The organism is Bacillota bacterium, from assembly GCA_012839765.1.
Lineage (GTDB): Bacteria > Bacillota > Limnochordia > DUMW01 > DUMW01 > DUMW01.
Map to the genome: position 1 here is coordinate 1 of DUMW01000037.1, position 21520 is coordinate 21520.

23 protein-coding genes and 1 rRNA gene are annotated in these 21520 nt (G+C 51.6%); 3 read left to right on the forward strand and 21 right to left on the reverse strand.

Annotation, left to right across the window (positions count from 1 at the left end; all coding sequences use genetic code 11):
* The 20 genes from GXX57_03835 to GXX57_03930 all read right to left on the reverse strand — a co-directional run.
* Nucleotides 1-68: ribosomal RNA gene (locus tag GXX57_03835) — 16S ribosomal RNA — on the reverse strand; the annotation flags it as partial.
* Between the two features lie 333 nt (nucleotides 69-401).
* On the reverse strand, nucleotides 402-1865 hold the full coding sequence (gene lysS, locus GXX57_03840) for a lysine--tRNA ligase (GenBank protein ID HHV43784.1): 1464 nt from the start codon (nucleotides 1863-1865) through the stop codon (nucleotides 402-404).
* A gap of 65 nt (nucleotides 1866-1930) precedes the next feature.
* On the reverse strand, nucleotides 1931-2413 hold the full coding sequence (gene greA / locus GXX57_03845) for a transcription elongation factor GreA (protein HHV43785.1): 483 nt from the start codon (nucleotides 2411-2413) through the stop codon (nucleotides 1931-1933).
* A 95-nt stretch (nucleotides 2414-2508) separates the two neighbouring features.
* Nucleotides 2509-3045: a transcriptional regulator gene (locus GXX57_03850; GenBank protein HHV43786.1), complete on the reverse strand. Its 537-nt coding sequence runs from the start codon at nucleotides 3043-3045 to the stop codon at nucleotides 2509-2511.
* Complete coding sequence (gene dusB, locus GXX57_03855) at nucleotides 3029-3991, reverse strand: tRNA dihydrouridine synthase DusB (protein ID HHV43787.1); 963 nt, start codon at nucleotides 3989-3991, stop codon at nucleotides 3029-3031. Before dusB ends, GXX57_03850 begins: the two co-directional genes overlap by 17 nt.
* Nucleotides 3992-4114: 123 nt before the next feature.
* Nucleotides 4115-4324, reverse strand: coding sequence for a 50S ribosomal protein L31 (gene rpmE, locus GXX57_03860; protein ID HHV43788.1), 210 nt, complete (start codon nucleotides 4322-4324; stop codon nucleotides 4115-4117).
* A gap of 221 nt (nucleotides 4325-4545) precedes the next feature.
* A complete protein-coding gene (locus tag GXX57_03865) occupies nucleotides 4546-5814 on the reverse strand; it encodes a transcription termination factor Rho (protein HHV43789.1) in 1269 nt (422 codons plus the stop codon).
* A 56-nt stretch (nucleotides 5815-5870) separates the two neighbouring features.
* The gene (locus tag GXX57_03870; GenBank protein ID HHV43790.1) at nucleotides 5871-6725 is read right to left on the reverse strand and encodes a class II fructose-1,6-bisphosphate aldolase; all 855 of its coding nucleotides are present in this window, start codon (nucleotides 6723-6725) and stop codon (nucleotides 5871-5873) included.
* A 437-nt stretch (nucleotides 6726-7162) separates the two neighbouring features.
* Nucleotides 7163-7735 (reverse strand): hypothetical protein, encoded by a 573-nt coding sequence (locus GXX57_03875; protein HHV43791.1) that lies wholly within the window; start codon nucleotides 7733-7735, stop codon nucleotides 7163-7165.
* 351 nt (nucleotides 7736-8086) lie between these two features.
* On the reverse strand, nucleotides 8087-8728 hold the full coding sequence (locus GXX57_03880) for a hypothetical protein (GenBank protein ID HHV43792.1): 642 nt from the start codon (nucleotides 8726-8728) through the stop codon (nucleotides 8087-8089).
* A 332-nt stretch (nucleotides 8729-9060) separates the two neighbouring features.
* Complete coding sequence (locus GXX57_03885) at nucleotides 9061-9543, reverse strand: bifunctional nuclease family protein (GenBank protein HHV43793.1); 483 nt, start codon at nucleotides 9541-9543, stop codon at nucleotides 9061-9063.
* Nucleotides 9544-9824: 281 nt separating this feature from the next.
* Nucleotides 9825-11429, reverse strand: a complete 1605-nt coding sequence (locus GXX57_03890) for a CTP synthase (protein HHV43794.1) — start codon at nucleotides 11427-11429, stop codon at nucleotides 9825-9827.
* Nucleotides 11430-11531: 102 nt separating this feature from the next.
* Nucleotides 11532-12305 (reverse strand): DUF624 domain-containing protein, encoded by a 774-nt coding sequence (locus tag GXX57_03895; protein ID HHV43795.1) that lies wholly within the window; start codon nucleotides 12303-12305, stop codon nucleotides 11532-11534.
* Between the two features lie 15 nt (nucleotides 12306-12320).
* Nucleotides 12321-13970 carry an arginine--tRNA ligase gene (locus GXX57_03900; protein HHV43796.1) on the reverse strand — a complete coding sequence of 550 codons (1650 nt, stop codon included), beginning with the start codon at nucleotides 13968-13970 and terminating at the stop codon, nucleotides 12321-12323.
* 26 nt (nucleotides 13971-13996) lie between these two features.
* Nucleotides 13997-14608: a GerMN domain-containing protein gene (locus GXX57_03905; GenBank protein ID HHV43797.1), complete on the reverse strand. Its 612-nt coding sequence runs from the start codon at nucleotides 14606-14608 to the stop codon at nucleotides 13997-13999.
* 102 nt (nucleotides 14609-14710) lie between these two features.
* Nucleotides 14711-15769 carry a tetraprenyl-beta-curcumene synthase family protein gene (locus tag GXX57_03910; GenBank protein HHV43798.1) on the reverse strand — a complete coding sequence of 353 codons (1059 nt, stop codon included), beginning with the start codon at nucleotides 15767-15769 and terminating at the stop codon, nucleotides 14711-14713.
* Nucleotides 15729-16247, reverse strand: coding sequence for a L,D-transpeptidase (locus GXX57_03915; GenBank protein HHV43799.1), 519 nt, complete (start codon nucleotides 16245-16247; stop codon nucleotides 15729-15731). The genes GXX57_03910 and GXX57_03915 overlap by 41 nt, the downstream gene beginning before the upstream one ends.
* A gap of 15 nt (nucleotides 16248-16262) precedes the next feature.
* Nucleotides 16263-17225: a polyprenyl synthetase family protein gene (locus GXX57_03920; GenBank protein ID HHV43800.1), complete on the reverse strand. Its 963-nt coding sequence runs from the start codon at nucleotides 17223-17225 to the stop codon at nucleotides 16263-16265.
* 72 nt (nucleotides 17226-17297) lie between these two features.
* The gene (locus GXX57_03925) at nucleotides 17298-17540 is read right to left on the reverse strand and encodes a sigma-70 family RNA polymerase sigma factor (GenBank protein HHV43801.1); all 243 of its coding nucleotides are present in this window, start codon (nucleotides 17538-17540) and stop codon (nucleotides 17298-17300) included.
* A gap of 394 nt (nucleotides 17541-17934) precedes the next feature.
* Complete coding sequence (locus GXX57_03930; protein HHV43802.1) at nucleotides 17935-18768, reverse strand: AraC family transcriptional regulator; 834 nt, start codon at nucleotides 18766-18768, stop codon at nucleotides 17935-17937.
* A 257-nt stretch (nucleotides 18769-19025) separates the two neighbouring features.
* On the opposite strand from GXX57_03930, the gene GXX57_03935 reads away from it, so the two are divergent.
* From GXX57_03935 to GXX57_03945, 3 genes are read left to right on the forward strand one after another with little or no spacing between them, the layout of a single operon-like run.
* A complete protein-coding gene (locus tag GXX57_03935) occupies nucleotides 19026-19196 on the forward strand; it encodes a hypothetical protein (GenBank protein ID HHV43803.1) in 171 nt (56 codons plus the stop codon).
* An 18-nt stretch (nucleotides 19197-19214) separates the two neighbouring features.
* Nucleotides 19215-20057, forward strand: a complete 843-nt coding sequence (locus GXX57_03940; protein ID HHV43804.1) for a hypothetical protein — start codon at nucleotides 19215-19217, stop codon at nucleotides 20055-20057.
* A gap of 17 nt (nucleotides 20058-20074) precedes the next feature.
* The gene (locus GXX57_03945; GenBank protein HHV43805.1) at nucleotides 20075-21079 is read left to right on the forward strand and encodes an epoxyqueuosine reductase; all 1005 of its coding nucleotides are present in this window, start codon (nucleotides 20075-20077) and stop codon (nucleotides 21077-21079) included.
* A gap of 145 nt (nucleotides 21080-21224) precedes the next feature.
* Here GXX57_03945 and GXX57_03950 read toward each other — a convergent pair whose 3' ends face one another.
* Nucleotides 21225-21419 carry a ferredoxin gene (locus GXX57_03950; GenBank protein ID HHV43806.1) on the reverse strand — a complete coding sequence of 65 codons (195 nt, stop codon included), beginning with the start codon at nucleotides 21417-21419 and terminating at the stop codon, nucleotides 21225-21227.
* Nucleotides 21420-21520 lie beyond the last annotated feature (101 nt).

The following is a 21520-nucleotide window of genomic DNA, read 5'->3' on the forward strand; positions in this document are numbered from 1 at the left end:
GCTCGACTTGCATGTATTAGGCACGCCGCCAGCGTTCGTCCTGAGCCAGGATCAAACTCTCCGTTAAAATCTATCCTAAAGTGCCTTAGCACTTTAGCTCCAACTTCGAGTAAATCCTGCAAACTTAAATCTCAAGGCTTCTCGCTTTTCGTATACTGTTTAGTTTTCAAGGTTCCAAACCCGTAAGGTTTGAACCCCACGGGCAAAGTAGAGTATATCACGTCGCCAGCTTTCTGTCAACGGCACTCTACTTTTTTTCTCCCGCCGGGACAAGCCCGTTGGGATTAGTAATGTAGCACAAACGCAGTGTCCCTGCAATACTTGTTAGCAGGAAAGGCAGCACATTACCCATCGATTTCTTTTACAAACGCTAATTTTCTTCGTCTTTCGCCAAATTACTCTTAGCCGCGAGGCCGCATCAGCGGGAAGAAGATCACGTCCCGAATCGAGGGCGAATCAGTAAGTAGCATAACCAACCGGTCAATACCTATACCCAATCCAGCGGTGGGTGGCATGCCGTGTTCCAAGGCAAAGATGTATTCCTCGTCCATCATGTGGGCTTCCTGGTCACCCGAGGCCCGTTCCGCCGCTTGCTGCAGAAAACGTTGTTTCTGATCAAAGGGATCGTTGAGCTCGGAAAAGCCGTTAGCAATCTCCCATCCCACTATATATGGTTCAAAACGGTCCGTCAGGGTGGGGTCACTAGCTTTCCGCTTGGCCAAGGGCGAAATCTCCACCGGATAGTCCACAATGAAAATTGGTCCCGTAAGATGGGGCTCCACATATTCATCAAAGGCCTCGTTAATTAGTTGGGCCTTGGTACGCACTGTATCGTCGAGCTTCAGAGTTCGACGGTATTCCTCGATCTGCTCAGGAGTCAAGTCTCCAGAAAGATCCACGCCGGTATACTGCTTAATAGCCTCCAGCATTGGCAACCGGGGCCAGGGCGGAGTAACATCAATAACTTGTCCCTGGAACTCAAACCGATTGCTTCCCTTTACTTGTTGGGTGACGTAACTGATCAGTTCCTCGGTGAGGGACATCATTTCCTCATAGTCGATGTAGGCCTGGTAGACCTCTACCATAGTGTACTCTGGATTGTGCTTGGTGGAGATACCTTCATTCCTAAAGTTCTTCCCTAGCTCGAAGACTTTCTCCAAACCGCCAACAATGAGTCGTTTGAGGAACAATTCCGGTGCGATGCGCAGATACAACTCCATATCCAGCGCATTGTGATGAGTAATGAAGGGCCTGGCATTGGCGCCCCCAGCAATGGCGTTTAAGATCGGCGTTTCCACTTCCAGGAAACCCCGGGAAGTCAAGAACTGACGAATGGCATTGATGATCTTGGTACGGGTAATAAATGTATCCCTTACCTGGGAGTTCGCAATAAGATCCAGGTATCGGTGCCGATACCTTAGTTCTACATCCTGCAGTCCATGCCACTTGTCGGGCAGTGGACGAACGGCCTTGGAAAGAAAAGTGAGTTCCTCGACCCTAACGCTGATTTCCCCACGCTTGGTACGAAAGACTTCACCATAGGCTCCAACGAAGTCCCCTCGATCCAAATGCTGATAAATAAAGAAATCCTTTTCAGCAACCGAGTCAGCCTTCACATAAAGCTGAATGCGACCGGTGACATCCTGGCAATCCAGAAAACCAACCTTACCATGTCCCCGGATGGCCATGATGCGACCAGCAACCCTTACCTTCTGGCCTTCCAACTCGTCGAAATGCTCGATGATCTCCTTGGCATGGTGGGTCTGAGCAAAGCTTGTGCCAAAGGGATCAATCCCTGCCGCCTCTAGTGCCTCCTTCTTGGCAAGACGGGCTTGGATCTGATCGTTCAACTCCTCGGCCGCCATGGTCTCCTCTGGCGGCAGCCCATTAGTCACCAAAACACACCTCCACAACCAACAAACCTACTTGTTTACTTATAAACATCTATGATCTCCAAATTTAAAACACCAGCTGGCACTGTTACCGCCACCTGGTCTCCAATAGTCTTTCCTAGTAAAGCTCGGCCCACGGGGGATTCGTTGGAAATTCTCCGATTCGAAGGATCCGCTTCGGCGGAACCCACTACCTTGTAGGTCCACTCTTTTCCACTGCCCAGTTCCTTCACCACCACCGTGGACCCTACTCTCACTTGGGTAGTGTCGCCGTCATCATCGTCGTCATCGATTAGAACGGCATTCCTTAGAATAGACCGAATTTTTGCGATGCGGGCCTCCACTTGGGCCTGCTCGTTCTTCGCATCGTCATATTCCGAATTTTCGCTTATATCACCGAACCCCAAGGCCTCTTTGATCCGTTCCGCCACCTCGCGGCGCCTGACTCTGATCAAGTAATCTAACTCCGCTTCTAGCTTCTGCAAACCTTCCCGAGTCAAGGGAACTTGCTTTTCAGCCATCGCTACCCCGAGTCTCCTTCCCTGAAATAGATGTGATTTATTATAGTAGCAAAGCTCCTAGGTGTCAACTGTACATTCGGCTAGCCTACTTGTGACTAAGCACGTAAGGCAGAGGCAAGTTGAACTACTATATCAGGAGAGACATATTGATCAGCTTCCAAGGGGGAGCTACCTAATTCAATACCAATGACCTGACTACCCAGGATACTCTGGGCCATCTCGATGCGCATATCGGACGCCATGAAGATCACACTGTCATACTTCTGCAAACTACTGATAAGCTCCAGAATCCGGTTGAAGAGGGTGGCGCCGCTGAGCTCTTGAACAAAATCCCAGCGTTCATTGTTGGTAAGGACCAAAACATAGTCGAAACCCTGCTCCCGGGCCACTCGGGTAATCTCGTCTTTGTTCGCGATGGGAAACCCAATGAGAGCAAGTTTCTTCCCCTTGCGGATTTCCCCGATGCTTTCCAACCGGGAAACAAAGGTCCGATCCACACCAACAATATTGGCCACTTCCTGCTGGGACATGCCCTTTGCCCGGTGTTCCAAGATCTGCTTGACTACGGAAGAAATCTTTTGGTAGCTGATTAACTTGTCACCGATTCGGATCGGCTCAAATCTTTCTCCCATCCTGATCACTCCGCATAAGGAGATCCTTCTTCCGCAACGAACACCGATAATCGTCCAAGATCTTCCGATACTCGGCGAGCGTCCTGGCTCCATTGACCAACTGTCGGACTTGGGCAGATGCTGGCAATCCTCTCAAATACCAACTGATATGCTTGCGCATTTGTAGAACGGCGATATGTTCACCCTTCAAATCAGCAGTCATTTCCAACTGTCGCAGTGCCAGCGCTAATCGCTCCTCCAAAGAAGGTTCCGGGCCTGGGTGGCCCGTGGCCAGGAGCTGGACACACTGCTTGAAGATCCATGGATTCCCTCGGGCGGCGCGCCCGATCATAACTGCGTCGCACTTAGTCTGCGACATCATTTCCACCACATCGAAGGGAGAAAGGATGTCACCATTGCCAATCACAGGAATAGAAACCCGTTCCTTAACCTGACCAATCACGGTCCAATCTGCGGTTCCTTGGTAGAATTGATCTCGGGTCCGCCCATGGACAGTAACAGCTGATGCCCCCGCCTCCTGGGCCACTTGCGCTAGATCCGGGGCTGTGCATTCATCTTCGCTCCAGCCCTTCCGAATTTTGACGGTCACCGGCACAGCTACAGCTTCAACCACTGCGCGGATGGCCTCGTAGGCCATGGACAAATCTCGCATCAAAGCCGCACCGGCACCGTTACGTACCACCTTGGGTACGGGACAACCCATGTTTATGTCGATCAAGTCTGGCTTTAGAGTCATCAGCTGCTGGGCGGCACCGGCAAGACTCTCCGGACGGCGACCAAACAATTGGATACCAATCGGGCGTTCCATTTCGGAAAACCTGGCCAGTTCCATGGTTTTCTCACTGCCGTAAACCACCGCTTCGGCACTGACCATTTCCGTAAATACCAGACCAGCCCCCATTTCCACTGCGATTTGGCGAAAGGGGCTATCGGTGACTCCGGCCATCGGTGCCAAAAAGACCGGAGTGTCAATCACTAGGTCTCCAATTACAACCTTCACCAATCTAGACTCCTAAAAAATGCGCTCTTCCCTCTTATTGAGAAAAGAACGCATTATCCGGATAATCCGTTACTCCTCGCTAAGTCCATACTTCCTTCGGAACCGTTCCACACGCCCGTCTCTGGTGGTAACGCGTTGCCGTTGACCTGTATAGAACGGGTGACACTTGGAGCAAATCTCCACCCGAAGGTTTTCCTTCGTAGACAAAGTCTCAAAGCTTTCGCCGCAAGCGCAAGTCACAGTGGTCTTGTAGACCGGGGGGTGAATACCCTTTTTCACAGTTTTCACCTCGCTCTTCTAATAGTCAAACCTATCTTCCTGAAAATCCACTACATTATAGCACACGCAATGAGGGGATGGCAACGAACTACCCAATCCACGTTGCAAATCTGGATCAAAGACCAAAGTCCTTGGCAATGAGCCAGTTCGCCCCTAAAGGTATTTCGCTTCAGTCCTCTTGCGATTTTACCCAGAAAACAAACGAAGGGACAGCCGACTCTCTAGAAGCGGGAGTTTTCGGCAAAGGCTGTGTTAATAATCATGTCGGCAAATTCCGCATTGGTTCTTGTCATGGTCAACCGCTCAATAAGCAGGTCCGTTGTCTCGGCAGTCCCGAGAGAACTTAAGGCCTTCCTCAAAATCCACATCATTTGCAATTCTTGGTTATTTAGCAGCAGCTCTTCCTTCCGGGTACCGGATTTGTAGATATCAATGGCCGGGAAGATCCGTTGTTCAGCTAGTTTCCGGTCCAGATGGAGTTCCATATTACCAGTTCCCTTAAACTCCTCGTAAATGACCTCATCCATCCGGCTGCCAGTCTCAATCAACGCCGTAGCCAAAATGGTAAGACTACCACCACCATCAAAGTTGCGGGCTGCCCCGAAGAAGCGTTTCGGCCGATGTAAAGCAGCCGGGTCTACTCCTCCGGACAAGGTACGCCCACTGGGTGGTACCACCAGGTTGTGGGCCCGTGCTAAACGGGTGATCGAATCCAATAGGATCATCACATCCTGCCCATCCTCCACCATGCGTTTGGCCCTTTCTAGGGCTAGATCGGCCACCCGTACGTGGTTCTCCGGGGGCTCATCGAAGGTGGAGCTAATCACCTCTCCGTCCACCGAACGTTCCATGTCGGTAACCTCTTCGGGACGTTCGTCAATCAACAAAACCATTAATTCAACCTCAGGATGATTCGTCGATACACTATTGGCGATCTTTTTCAGGATCGTAGTTTTACCAGCCTTCGGGGGCGCCACAATCAGACCCCGTTGTCCCTTGCCGATCGGCGCAATGATATCCATGAGCCGCATGGCAATGTCTTCGGGATCCGACTCCAACCTAATCCGTTCGTCGGGGTAGATGGGAATCAGATCGTCAAAATTCGGACGATGTACTGATGCCTCGGGATCATGTAAATTAACCGCCAACACTTTTAGCAGGGCGTAGTAACGTTCACCCTCCTTAGGCTCGCGCACTTGCCCCAAAACCACATCACCAGTCCGCAGGTTAAATCTGCGGATCTGGGATGGAGATACGTAGACATCGTCGGAAGACGGAGCCATATCATGGACCCTCAGAAAACCGTAGCCATCGGGTAGGATCTCTAAGATCCCGTCTTTAAAGATCAGACCTTCATTCTCCGTTTCCGCCCTCAATATCTCAAAGATCAGTTTGCGTTTTCGCAACTTGCGGTATCCTTGGACCCCGAGGTCCTTCGCAATCTGATAAAGTTCCTCGTTGGTCTTCGCCGCCAACTCCGCTACATTCATAGACATATACTGTTTATCCCTCTCGGGTAAACAGAGCGTCCCTCCTTTTCGCTATTCTAAGCCTTCCCACTACAACCGAACAATCTCATCTTGGCACGCACCACTTCGCGCATGCTGTCTCTGCTGGGTCCGAGAAGCTTCCGCGGATCAATCTCATCGGGGTTATCCCGGAGGAATTCCTTCAAAGTGTGGCTAAAAGCCTGCCGCAATTCGGTGTCAATGTTAATCTTTGTAATTCCGCTTTGTACTGCCCTTTGGATGCTCTCATCGGAAACACCGGAGGCACCGTGCAAAACCAGGGGAACATCCACACGGGCTCTGATTTCCGCCAGTCTTTCAAAATCCAGTTTCGGCTCGCCTTTATAGACTCCGTGGGCCGTACCGATAGCCACCGCCAGCGCATCCACACCTGTTTTCTCCACGAACTCTGCGGCCTGGTCCGGATCGGTGTAGGCCACATCCTTTTCACTTACCGAGATATCGTCTTCTGTACCGCCAATACGTCCAAGCTCACCTTCCACCGAAACCCCCGAAGGATGTGCAACCTCGACAACCTTCTTCGTCAGGGCGATGTTCTCTTCGAAGGATAGGTGGGACCCGTCGATCATCACCGCGGAGAATCCCGCCCTGATACACTTCACCGCCTGCTCGAAACTAGTTCCATGGTCAAGGTTCAAAGCCACAGGAACACTGACCTGGCGGGCTGCAGTCTCGGCCATCGCGACAATATATTCCAAACCGGCGTACTTCAGGCCCCCTTGGCTGGCCTGTAGAATCACCGGAGCCTTTTCTTCTTCGGCAGCCTGAATAATCGCCTGCAAGATCTCTAGGTTATTCAGGTTGAAGGCCCCCACTGCATATCCTCTTAGTTGCGCATCCTTTACCAATTCTCCAACTGTAACAAGTCCCACCATTACCATCCTTTCAAGATATCATATGAATGCTCTCGGCAACGCAGCCACCGCACTAACAATGTGCAAAACTCGACCACGTTTTCTTTTTAGAAGCCTGCCTTTACCCTAAGATGTTCATGCGAAAATCGGTTATTGGTCGACAATATCTAGACCCGTCGGAGGGGAAGGCCCAACCGGCACAGATAGGCTGATCAGAATAAACGCACAAAACCCTTGTCACCTAACACTTTGTTGCATCGCTTGGCGTGTCATGATTTCGAAAACAGGGACGACATTTTGAGACCGGGAGTCTTCATCGGGCGGAGGCTGTGTGCTATCTTTATAATTCTTCGCCGTCCCCGAAAAAATTCCTCTATTGGCTCCCAAATTGATATGCAAGTAATACCAGCCTTCTTGTTCTTCATAGACACTACTCCCGTAGGACAGCCAAAAAGTCAATTCCACTCGGAAATCCAACAGATCTCCCCGTGCCAGTTCAGGAACACATCCACCACTGTTTCAACGGGCACACTTTTCAACGGGTCATTGACCAGCCCCATCGACAAAGTCAGCTCCGCGGTTACTGTCGGCTGTTGAGCCAAAGCGATACCTACGGTTCCCGACTTCTCGTCGAAGAACTTCACCTCAACCGTAAAAAAGGGGTAAATCCCTTCGACATAGATAATGGAGCCTAGGAAATCAAAACAGACTAGCCCCCATTGGTTAAACCCACCCCGCACCGGTGCGATTGCCTCCAAACTGACCCTCCGCCCGTTATGGAAGATCTGTGCCTGGGGAGCTAGGTTTGCCACCAGCAACTCACCGTCAGCCGCCAGACCAATGCGACCAGCGGCGGCATCAACCCAAGCAATCTGCCCCTGTACTACTCTGCTCACCAATGTCCAATCGATAACCCGACTTGGGTCGCTAAACTCATAGCACAACTCTTGGGGATACCAAGCATGGGTGTAAACCGAACAACAACTGATAATGAGTGTGAGCACAGACACGCCACAAGCTTTTCCCACCGGAGATCACCCTTCTTAGTCTTCTCACCTCCATTATCCACCGATTAGACGAGATTTATACTTCTCGGGAAGATCGTGCACCAGGAGAGCTTAAGATCCGGCAACGAAGCACAACCTATGCCTGTGGAACAAGACCTTAGAGATTATTGGTTAAAACCAAGGGTACACACAAGCGGAAACAACGGGCTGAAGAGGACGTCAGAAAAGGATTCCTGTGAGGCCGTACTTGCTCAACTCTGCCCCGTAGAAAGGTGCCTGACTAGACAATAGCAGAACGGGGGAGGGAAATCAAGGCCTGTTTTTGGTCTCAATCACAGGGAGGTCCTAAGGTTCTGTTCTGCCTAGGAAGAATCATTCTCTTCCCGGGCTCTCCTGGCCACTTTTGCCCCTCAACAGCCGTAGCCGAAACGCGTACTCGTCGAAAAGATCGAGGAATTCCTGCCGGCAAAGCAGCCGAAACAGCTTTTCGGCCTCTTCCCTACTTTCCAGTGTCAATTCGATGTTCCGGATCTTCCACTCGTGATCCCACTTTTCTAGATCAAAAGTCACAGCTATCACCGTGAGCAAGGTCCCCAATTTCCGCCCGAAGATATTCAGGGTTAGGGTCCCTTCCACAGTGGCGTAATCACCACTCACATCCAGATGCGTCTGTTCAAAACGATAATCAAAGAAGAAGCTTGTTTCTTCCAGTCGAAGGGCCTCAAGGGTGCGTTCATAGGCAAACCGATATCGGTGCGCCTGATCCGGGGTAAATGTAAACCCTTGCCGATCATACCCGACATTATCGCCCTGATGAAAGGATATTTTGACATTGACGAAGGGAGCCAAAAAGGCTTCAAAATAATCGTGGGATAACCACCCCAGGGTCGTCTGCAGGCATTCGTCCACTAGGGCAGTAATATTCTCCTTTTCCCTTTCCCTCTCCCTGTCCTTCTGTTCCCGCTCCTCGTCAAGGGCAAAGAGCAAAAGCCACAGCCAGTCCCAAAACTTCATGTTCCACACCGCCCCCTCCCGTTCCCCTCGGCAGAAGGACCCTGAAACAAGGAACAACGACCTCATCAAGGACTTCACTGACCACAAGCTGCATCCCAGGAAGTGCTCACCCAAAACGTAGTATGTAACAACAGCTATGCTCTAACCCGCCCATGAAGCTTCTATTTGTATTGTGCACCTGCCCGCCGCCACTGTCAACCCAGAAGCCCAACGTGGGCCACCTTACAATACTGGTATGACTCCTTTTCTGACGGGATGATGAAAGGAAGGCTAATGATGAAAAACCAGGCCTCTTTTGGCCTGGTTTTCCACCGTCTTGAGGATATGACTTCTTACAGCAGATTCTTTCGGAAATCCTCGGGAGTTAGATTATCGAGCATCTGCTTAAATTGCTCGATTTCCTCTTCATCGATGGGTTTATTATTAACCATCGCTTTAGCTGCCACTTGCTCAGAAATATAGATTGGACAATCAGTCCTCAACGCCAAGGCGATCGCATCGCTTGGCCGTGCATCAACATCGATTTGACCCTTGTCTGTCTCAATGTATATTCTAGCATAATAGGTCTCATCACGCAGATCGGTGATGACCACCTTGACGATCTTTGCACCTAAAGCTTCGAGCATCGATGCTATCAGGTCATGAGTAATCGGTCTTGGGGGTTGGATTCCTTCCAATTGGATTGTGATCGCGTTGGCCTCAGCCGGTCCAATGACGATGGGAATGAAACCCCGCTCTTGGGTGTCAGTGATCACTACAACCGGTAACATCGACCTTTGGTCAACTCCCACTACTTTGACCTTCATCCTGATCATCTGCCCTCACCCCTCGGTTCGATTTACCCGGTCTCCTCACTTCCGGTATGACTATTATAGCAGATATCAGATTGGGCTTCCAACCGGCCAATAGCGCTAAAGGTCAACGAAAAAACGCGCTACAGGGCCACTTCACCTCACACTGCAGTAAAACCTAGAAACATGTACCAGGTTCACCCCAGGCGACAAAGGTCGAAAGTCTCCTGTCCCCAAGATCAGTATACTGGGAAAACCCGCTTCGGTGATATAATATTCCCCAAAAATCCCAAAATGATAACCCCTTAGCCTTCACCACGCTTCTTCAGGGCCGCCTCTAAAAGACCCTTAAAGAGTGGATGGGGTCGATTGGGCCTAGACTTAAACTCCGGGTGGAACTGACAGGCCACAAACCAGGGATGTTCCTTCAACTCCACAATCTCGATAAGCTCCTCATCCGCGGCCACGCCCGTCACCGACATGCCGTGCTGTTCCAGTAAGTCCTTGTACTGCCAATTGACCTGCTGCCGGTAGCGATGTCGCTCCCTAATCTGCGGGGTGCCGTAGGCCTTCATAGCCAGGGAGCCCGGTGTCAAATCAATGGGCCAATTGCCCAAGCACATGGTGCCTCCTAGCTGTTGCACATTCCTTTGGTCGGGGGACTTGTCCACCACCGGGTGCTTCGTATTCTGATCATATTCAGAGCTATTGGCATCGGACAGATTGCACACATTCCGGGCAAACTCCACCACAGCACAATGCATGCCCAGGCAAATGCCCAAGAAAGGCACTTTGTTGATCCGGGCATAGCGGACCGCCTCGATCTTCCCTTCTACACCCCGGCAGCCAAACCCCGAAGGGACAATAATGGCATCAAGACCGCCCAAAAGCTCTTCCGCGGTCTGTCGGGTCACGGACTCGGCATTGATCCATTCGATCTCCACATCGCGTTTATAGGCAATCCCCGCATGGCGCAGGGACTCCACCACACTAAGGTAGGCATCGGGTAGTGAAACGTATTTCCCAACCAGTCCTACCTTAATGGTGCCCTCGGGATTGTTGATGTCCTCCACAATCTTGATCCAATCGCTCATATCGCTTTCGCCTGCGGGTAAGCCCAGTAACTTCACCACCAGAGTATCAAGCCCCTGTTCCCTAAAGATCAAGGGAACTTCATAGATACTACGGACGTTAGGATTGGAAATTACCCCTTCCACGGGGATATCACAAAACAGAGCGATCTTTTCTTTAACGTCCTGATTAATCACATGCTCCGACCGGCAGACAATGATATCGGGTTGAATTCCGATACTACGCAGTTCCTTCACACTGTGTTGGGTAGGCTTAGTTTTTAGTTCCTGGGCTGATTCCAAATACGGCAACAAGGTAACATGGATGTAAAGACAGGAGTCCCTACCCACGTCGTTTTTCATCTGTCGGATAGACTCTAAGAAGGGCAAGCTTTCGATGTCCCCAACGGTTCCTCCGATCTCCACGATGACCACGTCCACATCATCGGTGGCCAAAGCGGTGATCCGGCTTTTGATCTCGTTGGTAACGTGGGGGATGACTTGGACAGTCTTCCCTAGAAACTCTCCGTTACGTTCTTTGTTTATAATCGACCAATAGATCCGACCCGTGGTGACGTTGGAGTGCCGGGTCAAGTTCTTGTCCATGAACCGCTCATAGTGCCCCAAATCTAAATCGCTTTCCGCACCATCTTCGGTAACAAACACTTCGCCATGTTGAAAAGGACTCATGGTCCCGGGGTCCACGTTGATGTAGGGATCAAGCTTTAAGACGTTGACCCTAATTCCACGGCTTTCCAACAGTTTCCCCAGGGACGCCACCGTAAGTCCCTTACCTAAACTGGAAACCACACCGCCAGTCACAAAAATATACTTAGCCATTAGTGCTCCTCCCACAGTTTGCCAGTAGCTTTTGGAGCAAGACAAGCATATGCCCTGTGCAATTATATCAGTTTACCCTTTACCTAAACAAGGGCAAGGAAGTTATTCTTCCTTGCCCTTGTCTTCCTTATTCTGGGATAGGAGTTCGTTCTTCTTTTGGGCTTCTTTAGCCTCTTCCATCGCCTTGTACCGGTCCAGAATCTTTAAGAAACCAAGGTCTTGAAAGGTGGCGATCCCGCCAATGAGAAACAAGACAAGACCCACCCGCAAAAAGAAGCTGACCACCAAGACCAGCACCGACATCAGAGTAATCATCCAGCTAACCACAAGATTATCCAAGGCGAGCAAAGCTGCCTGTTTCAGAATAGCCGTCACCTTCCTAGGCCTTTGCACCAGCAACGGGAAGAACCAGACGTTCATCAGCGCCCAAAACACCAGCATGTAAAAAGTCAAGCTCACCGTGGCGATAATCACCAGCACCGGGGCCTTAAACATGGTGAGATAGAAGTACATGTTTAAGATTAGGATCCCCCAGACCACGATGTTCAGTGTCATCAATCCCACGGACCGCCAGTAGTGTTTCCGAAAACCGCTGAAGAAATCGGTAAAGCTAAAAAGCTCCCGGTTCAAGATCAGGGCCAGGGTCTCATGAACCCCGGCGGTGGACGGTCCCAGGGTAAAGAAGGTGGCCAAAATAGCCAGAATGAACACCAAGGGGATCCGACCTAGGCCAGTAACGGTGACAAAAATCATTGGGGCGAAACCAATGGTGAACCACAGAATACTGATCAAGATCACGGTCCCGATGTATTCATAGATCAGTTTCAGACCTTCCTTGAAGATCGCCCCGGCTATTTTAAGCGATGGTCCAAACATGACAAGCTCCCTTCACTACATTGAGGTCGGTGCCGAGATCCCCATCACCCCAAGGGCGTTAGCCAGGACCTCTTTAACTGCCATCACCAATAGGAGTCGGGGCTGTTCCTGGGGGTCACCCAAGACTCGGCAATGGGTGTAAAAACTATGAAACAACGCCGCAACCTCGTGGGCGTATCGTGGCAGACGATGGGGTTCCCTTCGCTCTGCCGCCATCTCGATCTCCACCGGGTACTGGGCTAGTTTCTTCATAAGCTCCACCTCATATTCGGTGGACAGGGCATCCTCCTCCATGGCCAAATCCCCGTCGGGCAACTGGGTAGCCTCTCGCAGAATACTGCAGATCCGGGCATGGGCATACTGGACGTAATACACGGGGTTATTCTGGCTCTGTTCCTTCGCCAGGTCCAGATCAAAGTCCAGGTGACTGGTGGGACTGCGCATGATGAAGAAATACCGGGCCGCATCCTTGCCCACTTCCTCCAGTAGTTCCTGCATGGTCACAAACTCCCCGGCCCGCTTTGACATCCGCACCTGCTCTCCGCCTCGCATCAGCCGCACCAGCTGGAGGATAATGATCTCCAAGTCCTCCTCAGCGTAACCCAAAGCCTGCACGGCCGCCTTGGTCCGGGCAATATAGCCATGGTGATCGGGGCCCCAGATATCAATCAGGCGGGTGTAACCCCGATGGAACTTATCCAGATGATAGGCAATGTCTGCCGCCAGGTAGGTAGGTGTCCCGTCGGCCCGCACAACCACCCGGTCCTTGTCATCACCGAAATCGGTGGACCGGAACCAAAGGGCACCTTCCTCTCTATAGGTCACCCCCCGTTTCTCCAACTCCTCGATCACGGCGCTCACCTTTCCGGCGGTATGGAGATCCCTTTCCCGGAACCAACGGTCGAAATCGACACCAAAGTCCGACAGATCCTGTTTCTGGGCCTCCACCATGTAATCTACACCGTGGATCTTGAACCAGGCGATGCGGTCCTCTGCCTCCATCTCCACAAGCTCAGGATGCTCATCCCTAATCTGCTTAGCCAGCTCGATCACATACTCACCCGGATATCCATCTTCAATGAAGGGGATGTCCTCCCCCAAAAGCTGACGAAAACGAACCTCCAAAGACAGGGCAAAACGATCCGCTTGGTTACCCGCATCGTTAACGTAATACTCCCGGGCAACCTCATAGCCGGCCTTAGCCATGATGTTAGCTAAGCAATCACCCACCGCCGCAGCGCGGGCATTAACCACATTCATGGGTCCGGTGGGGTTGGCACTGACAAACTCTAACAAAACCCGCTGGTTGGCTCCGATGTTGCTGTTGCCATAGGTCGGGCCAGCGAAGAGAATATCCCTCAACACTTGGTGTAACCAACTGGGCTTCAAGTAGAAATTGATGAAGCCTGGACCGGCCACTTCCACCCGCCGAATATTGGTTCCTTCTATATTAATCTCTCCACAGATGCGCTCCGCCAACTGCCGCGGCACCATCTTGGCGGTCCGGGCCAGGGTCATGGCCACATTGGTGGCGTAGTCTCCGAACTGTTTATCCGCGGGGACCTCCAGGTTAATCGCCACCTCTTCGGTGGACAGTCCCAGGGTCGCTAAGGCCTGCCGAATACATTCAACTATCTGTGCTTCTTGCTTCTTTGTAGCATCCATCTAAACATCCTCCTGAACAACTACCGTCATCTTAAAATGATATTCTCATCCCGGCGCAAGGGCTGGTAGACAGCCATGTGTCCCCCGATGGTCTCCACAATGTTCCCCTCCACCAACAGTTGGACCCGCTGGATCTGTGCAAACTCCGTGAGGGTGTTCACAAGGGCCATCAACATCATCTGCTCCAGGCGGGCACCGCCGTGAAAGTTTTCTACCATTTCTCTACTCAGATCCACAAAGGCCGTATTACCTTCAATGTATAAACGTCGAAGTTTGGTGCCTTCGGGCATCACCCGCAGCAGATCCCCACTGGGTTCAGGCCCTCTGAGAAGCTCCTCCACCGCATACTGGGGGGTACACTGGGCCTTGGGAACTTGTCTTACCACCGGTTCCAATAGGAAGTCGGTGGGGGTAGGGCGAATAAAGTAGAGGGTCATGGGCACCAGACCCATGGCCTCCAACTCACTCTTCAAGACCCGGTTTTCTTCCTTCAGGGTCTCCGTGGTCTTGACAAGGCGGTTCAGCTGTTCTTCGAGGTTATGTATCCTGTGCAAAAAATCTTGCTGCTGGACGAAGGCAAGAACCAGGAATCCAATGGCCAGCCCTGTCAATACCGCGTATGCTAAGGCATGTTTCATCTGTGACCCTCCGTAGTCCGCCAGCAAATCGAGAATTACTCCGTCCATTAGTCCTATTGTACAGCTTTCGCGAAGTACGGTCAAACTCTGCGCACACCGAAATCACAGTAGACCGGACCGCCGCAAAAGGCAACAGACTCGATACATCCAGCCGCTAACTCGTCCCCCACAGGACAGAAGGGTATCCCTGATCTCACCGAAACCCTGGGCATCCACCTTGGGATCCGACAGGTACATGGCCAAAAGACCCCGGACGATCAACAGGTGAAACTGGGCTTCGGGCAGCCCCAAGGCCGCCTCGATACTATTCTTTGCAAACCAACTGAGTCGAACAGTGAGCACCTCTAAAGAACTGTAATAGGAAACCAGATTTAGATCTCGGTGCTGCCGGTCCTCCTCCAAGTCGATAAAATAATCCAGGAGGATATGGAGGCCACAAATCCAGGGGAAATAACTGTTGGTTAACCGCTGGGCATACGCTGCGTCCACCTCACCCTGGGCCGCGGCCCGCAACAGGGCAAAGACCGCTAAGGTGGAACCGCAAGCCGCGGCGAATTCCCACCAAGCCAAGTGGGGAAACCTAGGCTGATAGGCCTTGAACCATCGAATCAAGGCCCCCTCCCGGTTGTGGTCCATGTGTTTATAGGCCTGGAGGTCGATATACCGGCGGGTTAGTACACTGAGGTAGGGCTGGACCGAGGGAAAGCCGGGCAACTCCCTCAGGGATGAAAGACATGTTTCCGCCAGATCCCGTAAGTAGCCACCATCGTCTTTGTAAGGATAGAGTTGGTAGTAATCGCTGTTATTACCGGTCTCCCCCACCGCGTCCAGCATCGCCTGGTGCAGATTTCGAAAGGCCTGTTCGTCCCCGAAACCCATCCGGTCACAGAGATTGTCCAGGTAATCACTAATTGTCTGTAGGGAGACGATGGCCCGTAGTAACGGTTCCTCGTCGGAAGATAACCCCAAGGTGTAGGCCGCTCCGCCGAGGCAATGGAATTCTTTCAAAGCGATACTCTGTCGCGCCTGGTGGGCCAACTCTTGAGCCGGGCAGTGGGTCAGGGTCTGAAGCCAACCCTCCAGTTCTGCCCTTACCCGGGGCATTACATACTGGATGTATCTATTGAGATAGTAGGGGGTAAAGAGGAGCAATCGTTGCACCGCCTTCACTCCCTTTCCGCCTTGCCAGCCACAGCCGGACGGTGTAGAAGGGACCCCGGTAAATCTCAACGGCGGTACCAACATCTACGAGATTGTACAGGAACTCCACATGATGATTGTACATTCTAACACAGCCCTTAGAGGCAAAGGTGCCAATGGTGGAGGGCTCGTTGGTCCCGTGGATCCCATATTGGGTATCGGTACCGTCGGGCAAGGCAAGGCCCAGCCAATGGGAGCCGAAGATGCTGTCTTCCTCGCCAATAACCACTTTCTCTGCGATTACAAAACTCCCTTCGGGGGTAAGGTTTGCGGAACTACCCGTAGCCACAGGGAACTCATGAAGCAATTGACCTTGGTTGAAGTAATAGAGTCGGTTTCGAGCCTTATCGACAATGATATGGGGAGATGCATCCAAAGGCTTCGGTGGTCGAGTTCCCAGGTACACCAAGACAAGGACTATTACAAGAATCAGAATCATCCTGCGGATCATCGACTACCAACTCCGCGCCAGTAGTTGATCAGCCATCGCTAACAGGTTCCTCTTCGCCGGTGAATCGGGTAAGGGCTGTAGGGCTCTTTTGGCCATAGCCACATGCCTGTAAGCTCTGCCTTTGGCCTTAGCCAGCGCACCAGTCTCCCGGAGTAGCCTACAGGCTTCCTCCCAGGTAGTTTCGTCTAGATCGCCCTGAGAGATCGTCTTTCTGAGATGATCCCCGACGGAAGCATCCTGAAGAAGTAGGATCATGGGCAACGTGATGATGCCTTGGATCAGGTCCAAACCCACGGGTTTACCTGTACCGGCCTGGGGGATGAAATCGTTTATGTCGTCAAGGATCTGAAAGGCATAGCCAAGCTCCTCGCCAAAACGGGCCACGGTCTCCACCAAGGACTCAGGGCCCTGGCCCACCAAGGCCCCCACCTTACATGCCGCCTTAATCAGCGAAGCCGTTTTACCAAAAATCCTACGATAATACATCTCCTCGGTCTGATTCACGTCATATAAACTGGCAGCCTGTTCCATCTCACCGATACACATGTCCGCCACAGCTCCGGTAACCACAGGAACCACACCGTAGACCACATGTCTAGTAAGGAGCTGATAGGCCCGGCTGAAGAGGAAGTCTCCGGCCAATACCGCCAAGTGGTTGCCCCACAGCGCATTGACGCTGGGGCGATCCCGGCGCGTTTCCGCCTGGTCAATGACATCGTCATGGATTAGGGACGCCATGTGGATCAACTCTACACTGGCCGCCACCTCCACCGCGGCCCGGTCCGGCGGATAGAATAGTTCGGCACATAACAAAACCAACCTCGGGCGAAGCCGTTTGCCGGAATTTAAAAGGTGAGTAGTCAACCGAGTCATCGTCTCACTTTCGGAGTGGACCATTTCCCGCAGACACGTCTCAACTTCCGACGCCAAGACATCGTGGGACGTCAGCGCAGCCGTTCGGCCCATACTAACCTCTCCTCTACACCTATGTGTCAGGATTACTTGATTAGTATGGGCAGTTTTCTCCCTTTCCACACATCAATCTTCCTTGGACGGATCCTCCTCCGGTACATCGCCCAAGATCCCCAAGGGATCCCCCGCGAGCACAATCACTACTTGATAACCCTTCACCTTCGCCCGGTTATACAAAGTGGCTACAGATCCCTTACTTATCCCCAATCTTTGGGCCACCTCATCGTTGGAATAACCCATTTCTTTCAGCGCGACCACCTGTCGCTCGCGAAAGCTCAGCTTCTCTACACCGCGAATCTCAATCTGCATCTGTTCTTCCCTTTCACAATACCCTGTGGAAAACTCCAATCACTAAACCGCCAGCACCGTTAGGCTTCAGAAGTTATCCACGAAGTTATCCACAAATTTTACACAGTCTGTGGACAACTTATGGACAATATTTATACAGACTGGGAAGTATAATGTTCGACGTCAATCTAGGGATCCCTGCCCGAGGACCATCTTGGTAATTTTCCCAATCCTTTATTCCTTAGTAATGGCTAATACTGTGCAAGCGATAAGTGTGATATTATCCATTAACTGAGGTCACAACCATTTTCTGTCCCCTTTCGTCCTAGGGGAAACACCCCTGTGGACGATTGCCACAACAAAAACTCGACAATATGCTGAGGGCATTCTGGATAAAACCGAAGCCCCACGCAACCTACGGCGTCAGGGATGACCCTGGTGGGGCATGAAAATCCCCCTGCCTCGCCCTAGCGTATTGGGATGGAGACAAACCCGTAAGCTTTTTGAAAAGGCGACTAAAGTAATATATGTTACCAAATCCAACTGCTTCCGCCGCTTCGGTGACATTGCACTCCCCACTGAGCAACAGATCTTTAGCCTTATCGATCCTAACTCGGTTCTGGTATTGCAACGGAGACATGCCGGTGCTTTGCTTGAACAGGTAGCGAAAATAGGAGGAGCTAACCCCCACGAGATCAGCTAGTTCCGAAGAACTGTAAGTATGCTGATAATTGGCGTGAATCAGCTGAAGACACTTGTCTATTTCCTTCTTGTAGGGAAGGGAAAACCTCTGGCTTCGGACATACAGACGATAGAGCACATCCAAAAGGATGCCGCGGCACTGGGTCAGATAGCCCGGGCGCTTTTCCGACCAGCTACGGTACAACTGAGCAAAGTGGGTAAACAGTTCGGGAAAGCTGGCACTGTTGGGGCAGGCCAACAAAGATTCCTCACTGCCCTTAGAAAGAAACTGAAGTTCAAAGGCAACAGAGTAAAAGGTCCAAGGAGCGTGGGGAATGGTGCTGGCCTTCCGGGGGAAATACTTGGGCAAAAACAAAAGGTCCCCCTTCTTGATACGGTGCCTTTCTTGCTTGAATTCGTAGGTAGCATCGCCTGTTAAGCAGTAGGCCATAATGAAGTAATCATTTCTACCGGAGTCTAGGTTCCAGGAAGGTTTGGTTTCCCTGTGAATTACATAACGGATCTGCGTAACGGTCAAATCAAAGTCCCTGCTTTGTGCCTCGTTCATGCTGCCCCGACCTCCCTAATACTTCTATTATTTAGTATACATCTACTGCGGCAGTTTTTCATAGCTGTACGTTTTCATCGTCAAAAAAGACAAATAGGGTGTGAAATGTGAATGGATTTGCCCGGGGGAAAGGTCTATCATAGATAATGAAGGTTTGCCTCGAATTGGTGTGTAAGGGAAACCCTCCCAGGGATGGATTTACAGGGAAAGCACCTGGAAGTACAGAACAATGCCTAGAAATATAGGGTGGGTGAAAAATGAAACTGATGGTGGGATACCAGCTGCCGGAAGGGGAAGAAGACTCCATCGTCGACATCGTCAAGGAGCATCATCACCGAATCTACGAGGTCTACTTCCCTTGGATCAACCAGGCCTCGGGGCGGGCATCCTTGAACATCCGCCGGGGTTATACCAATTGGGAGGCCTAGGCCCGCCTAGAAAGTGACTTGCGTGCCCTACGAAACCTGGGGGTACGGCTGGACCTACTCTTCAACGCTAATTGTTACGGTGGCTTGGCGGTGAGCGAATACTTGGCCCACGAAGTAATCTCTATTTTGGAGCATCTGGACAAAATAGTGGGCGGAGTGGAGACGGTTACCACCACATCCCTGGCCATTGCCTACATCATCAAGAACGAATTCCCCGAGATTGAGGTTCGGGCCTCGGTTAACATGCGTCTGGGCACAATCCAGGCTATGCAATACGTTGCGGAGTATTTCGATGGCTACTATGTGCAGCGGGAGTACAACCGGGATTTTGCCCGGCTTAAGCAGCTTAAGAACTGGGCCGATGAAAAGGAAAAGAAACTCTATCTTTTAGCCAACAGCGGTTGCTTATACACTTGTCCTGGTCAGACTTTCCATGACAACATGGTGGCCCATGAGCGAGAAATCGATGAAATGCGAAACATCGCCGGATGGACGCCCCATGTGTGCTGGCACAATTTCCAAGATCCTAGCAAGTGGTCTGCTGTGTTACAAGGCAGTTGGATCAGGCCCGAAGACCTACATCAATACGAGGAGTTGTTTCCCGTAGTTAAACTAGCAACTCGCATGCATGCCCAACCCAGGGCAGTCATCGAAGCATACCTAGAAGGACAGTATTACGGAAACTTACTCGACCTACTAGAACCCGGCTTCTCGCCTGCCTTTGCCCCTTACATCCTGGACAACAAGCGATTCCCTGAGGATTGGTTTCAGCGGACAACAACCTGCGGACATAATTGTCACACCTGTGGCTTTTGTCCCCAGGTATTGGAGCAGGTGTTGGTAAAGATGGAAGGTTATTGAAAAGGATAGAAGAAAGGATGACAAGAATGCTCACAGCCGAAGAAGTAAAGAAACGTGCCAAAAGCTTCGGTGCAGACTTAGTGGGGATCGCACCCATCGAACGCTTCGAGGGAGCGCCTCTGCAAATGGATCCCAAACAGATCATGCCCGAGGCCCGTTCTGTAATCGTGATGGCTTTTCGCGTCATGCGCGGTAGCCTACGGGGAATTGAAGAGGGAACCTTCTTTAGCAATTATTCTTCCATGGGTTATGGCGGGATCACCTATCTGTACATGCCCCTCACGGTGATCAACTTAAGTCGTTTCATCGAGGACCACGGCTATGAAGCGATTCCCATCGGACATCAAAGCGACTGGCAGGCCATCGACAACGTAGGAAATCTCAAACGAAACTTCAGTCGTCCTGTGGCCCCAGGCCGAGCCCATCCCGATGTGATGATCCATTTGCGCATCGCCGCGTACTTGGCTGGATTGGGCGAAATCGGGTACAGCAAGGTCTTTCTGACACCACAATTCGGTCCCCGGCAACGCCTGGGTGTGGTCCTCACCGAGGCAGAGCTAGAACCAGATCCCATCTACCAGGGACCACAGCTTTGCAATCGCTGCATGGCCTGTGTCCGGGAGTGTCCCGGTTCTGCCATCAGTGCCACAAAGACCGTAAAGGTCGAACTGGCTGGCAACATGGTAGAGTGGGGAGAGCTAGACTGCGCTGCCTGCGATCTAGCTTTCCGGGGCGGGATGAAGGGAGACGGTAGGTATATAGAAACATGGAAAGAAGGTACCATACCCAGTCCCATCTCACCCTTCTACAAGAAACCCAATAATCTGTATAACACCGGTCAAGCAGTCTGTGGTGGCCGCGGCTGCGTACGGGCCTGCATGATCAGTTTGGAAAAACGCGGGGTTCTAGAAAACAAATTCAAAATGCCGTTTCGCCGGCGCAAACCCTGGCTTGTGGATTGGTCTCAGCCGGAAGAACCGTCCATTGACAAGGGAAGCGAAAACAAATCGGAAGCAGATTGACAATAGAGCCTTCTTTGATGGTCTGAAGCAACGAGCGGCAAAAGACTGGTGGGCTTAAAACAACGGAGAGACACCCTAGAGGTCATCACAGGAAAGACTGTTGCACCTATTCTTCGAAAGGGCACCAAAAAGTGCCCTTTCCTCTTTAGTCAATAACCTCGATGCACCCTACAGGACAGCTCTCTGCGGCATCTTGGCAATCCTGCTCGTACTCCTCGGGAACCTCATCAACGATGACCTTCGCCACATCTTCATCCAAGTCCAGTTCAAATACCTCGGGACAAGTATCTTCGCAGAGCCCGCAACCAGTGCACAGATCCTCATCAATTCGTACCTTCACACTATTTCCTCCCTCTTCACCCACTGCAGGTGCTATGTTTGAAATCTGCCCTGTACATATTCGCCCTTACCTCCCACTTTCCTGCTAGGACCAGACAAAGA

What these genes read in the sequence shown, in the direction of transcription:
- lysS (HHV43784.1), bottom strand. Translation starts at nt 1,865, where the DNA reads ATGGCGGCCGAGGAGTTGAACGATCAGATCCAAGCCCGTCTTGCCAAG.
- greA (HHV43785.1), bottom strand. Translation starts at nt 2,413, where the DNA reads ATGGCTGAAAAGCAAGTTCCCTTGACTCGGGAAGGTTTGCAGAAGCTA.
- GXX57_03850 (HHV43786.1), bottom strand. Translation starts at nt 3,045, where the DNA reads ATGGGAGAAAGATTTGAGCCGATCCGAATCGGTGACAAGTTAATCAGC.
- dusB (HHV43787.1), bottom strand. Translation starts at nt 3,991, where the DNA reads ATGGCCGGAGTCACCGATAGCCCCTTTCGCCAAATCGCAGTGGAAATG.
- GXX57_03865 (HHV43789.1), bottom strand. Translation starts at nt 5,814, where the DNA reads ATGAATGTAGCGGAGTTGGCGGCGAAGACCAACGAGGAACTTTATCAG.
- GXX57_03880 (HHV43792.1), bottom strand. Translation starts at nt 8,728, where the DNA reads ATGAAGTTTTGGGACTGGCTGTGGCTTTTGCTCTTTGCCCTTGACGAG.
- GXX57_03885 (HHV43793.1), bottom strand. Translation starts at nt 9,543, where the DNA reads ATGATCAGGATGAAGGTCAAAGTAGTGGGAGTTGACCAAAGGTCGATG.
- GXX57_03890 (HHV43794.1), bottom strand. Translation starts at nt 11,429, where the DNA reads ATGGCTAAGTATATTTTTGTGACTGGCGGTGTGGTTTCCAGTTTAGGT.
- GXX57_03895 (HHV43795.1), bottom strand. Translation starts at nt 12,305, where the DNA reads ATGTTTGGACCATCGCTTAAAATAGCCGGGGCGATCTTCAAGGAAGGT.
- GXX57_03900 (HHV43796.1), bottom strand. Translation starts at nt 13,970, where the DNA reads ATGGATGCTACAAAGAAGCAAGAAGCACAGATAGTTGAATGTATTCGG.
- GXX57_03905 (HHV43797.1), bottom strand. Translation starts at nt 14,608, where the DNA reads ATGAAACATGCCTTAGCATACGCGGTATTGACAGGGCTGGCCATTGGA.
- GXX57_03915 (HHV43799.1), bottom strand. Translation starts at nt 16,247, where the DNA reads ATGATTCTGATTCTTGTAATAGTCCTTGTCTTGGTGTACCTGGGAACT.
- GXX57_03920 (HHV43800.1), bottom strand. Translation starts at nt 17,225, where the DNA reads ATGGGCCGAACGGCTGCGCTGACGTCCCACGATGTCTTGGCGTCGGAA.
- GXX57_03925 (HHV43801.1), bottom strand. Translation starts at nt 17,540, where the DNA reads ATGCAGATTGAGATTCGCGGTGTAGAGAAGCTGAGCTTTCGCGAGCGA.
- GXX57_03930 (HHV43802.1), bottom strand. Translation starts at nt 18,768, where the DNA reads ATGAACGAGGCACAAAGCAGGGACTTTGATTTGACCGTTACGCAGATC.
- GXX57_03935 (HHV43803.1), top strand. Translation starts at nt 19,026, where the DNA reads ATGAAACTGATGGTGGGATACCAGCTGCCGGAAGGGGAAGAAGACTCC.
- GXX57_03945 (HHV43805.1), top strand. Translation starts at nt 20,075, where the DNA reads ATGACAAGAATGCTCACAGCCGAAGAAGTAAAGAAACGTGCCAAAAGC.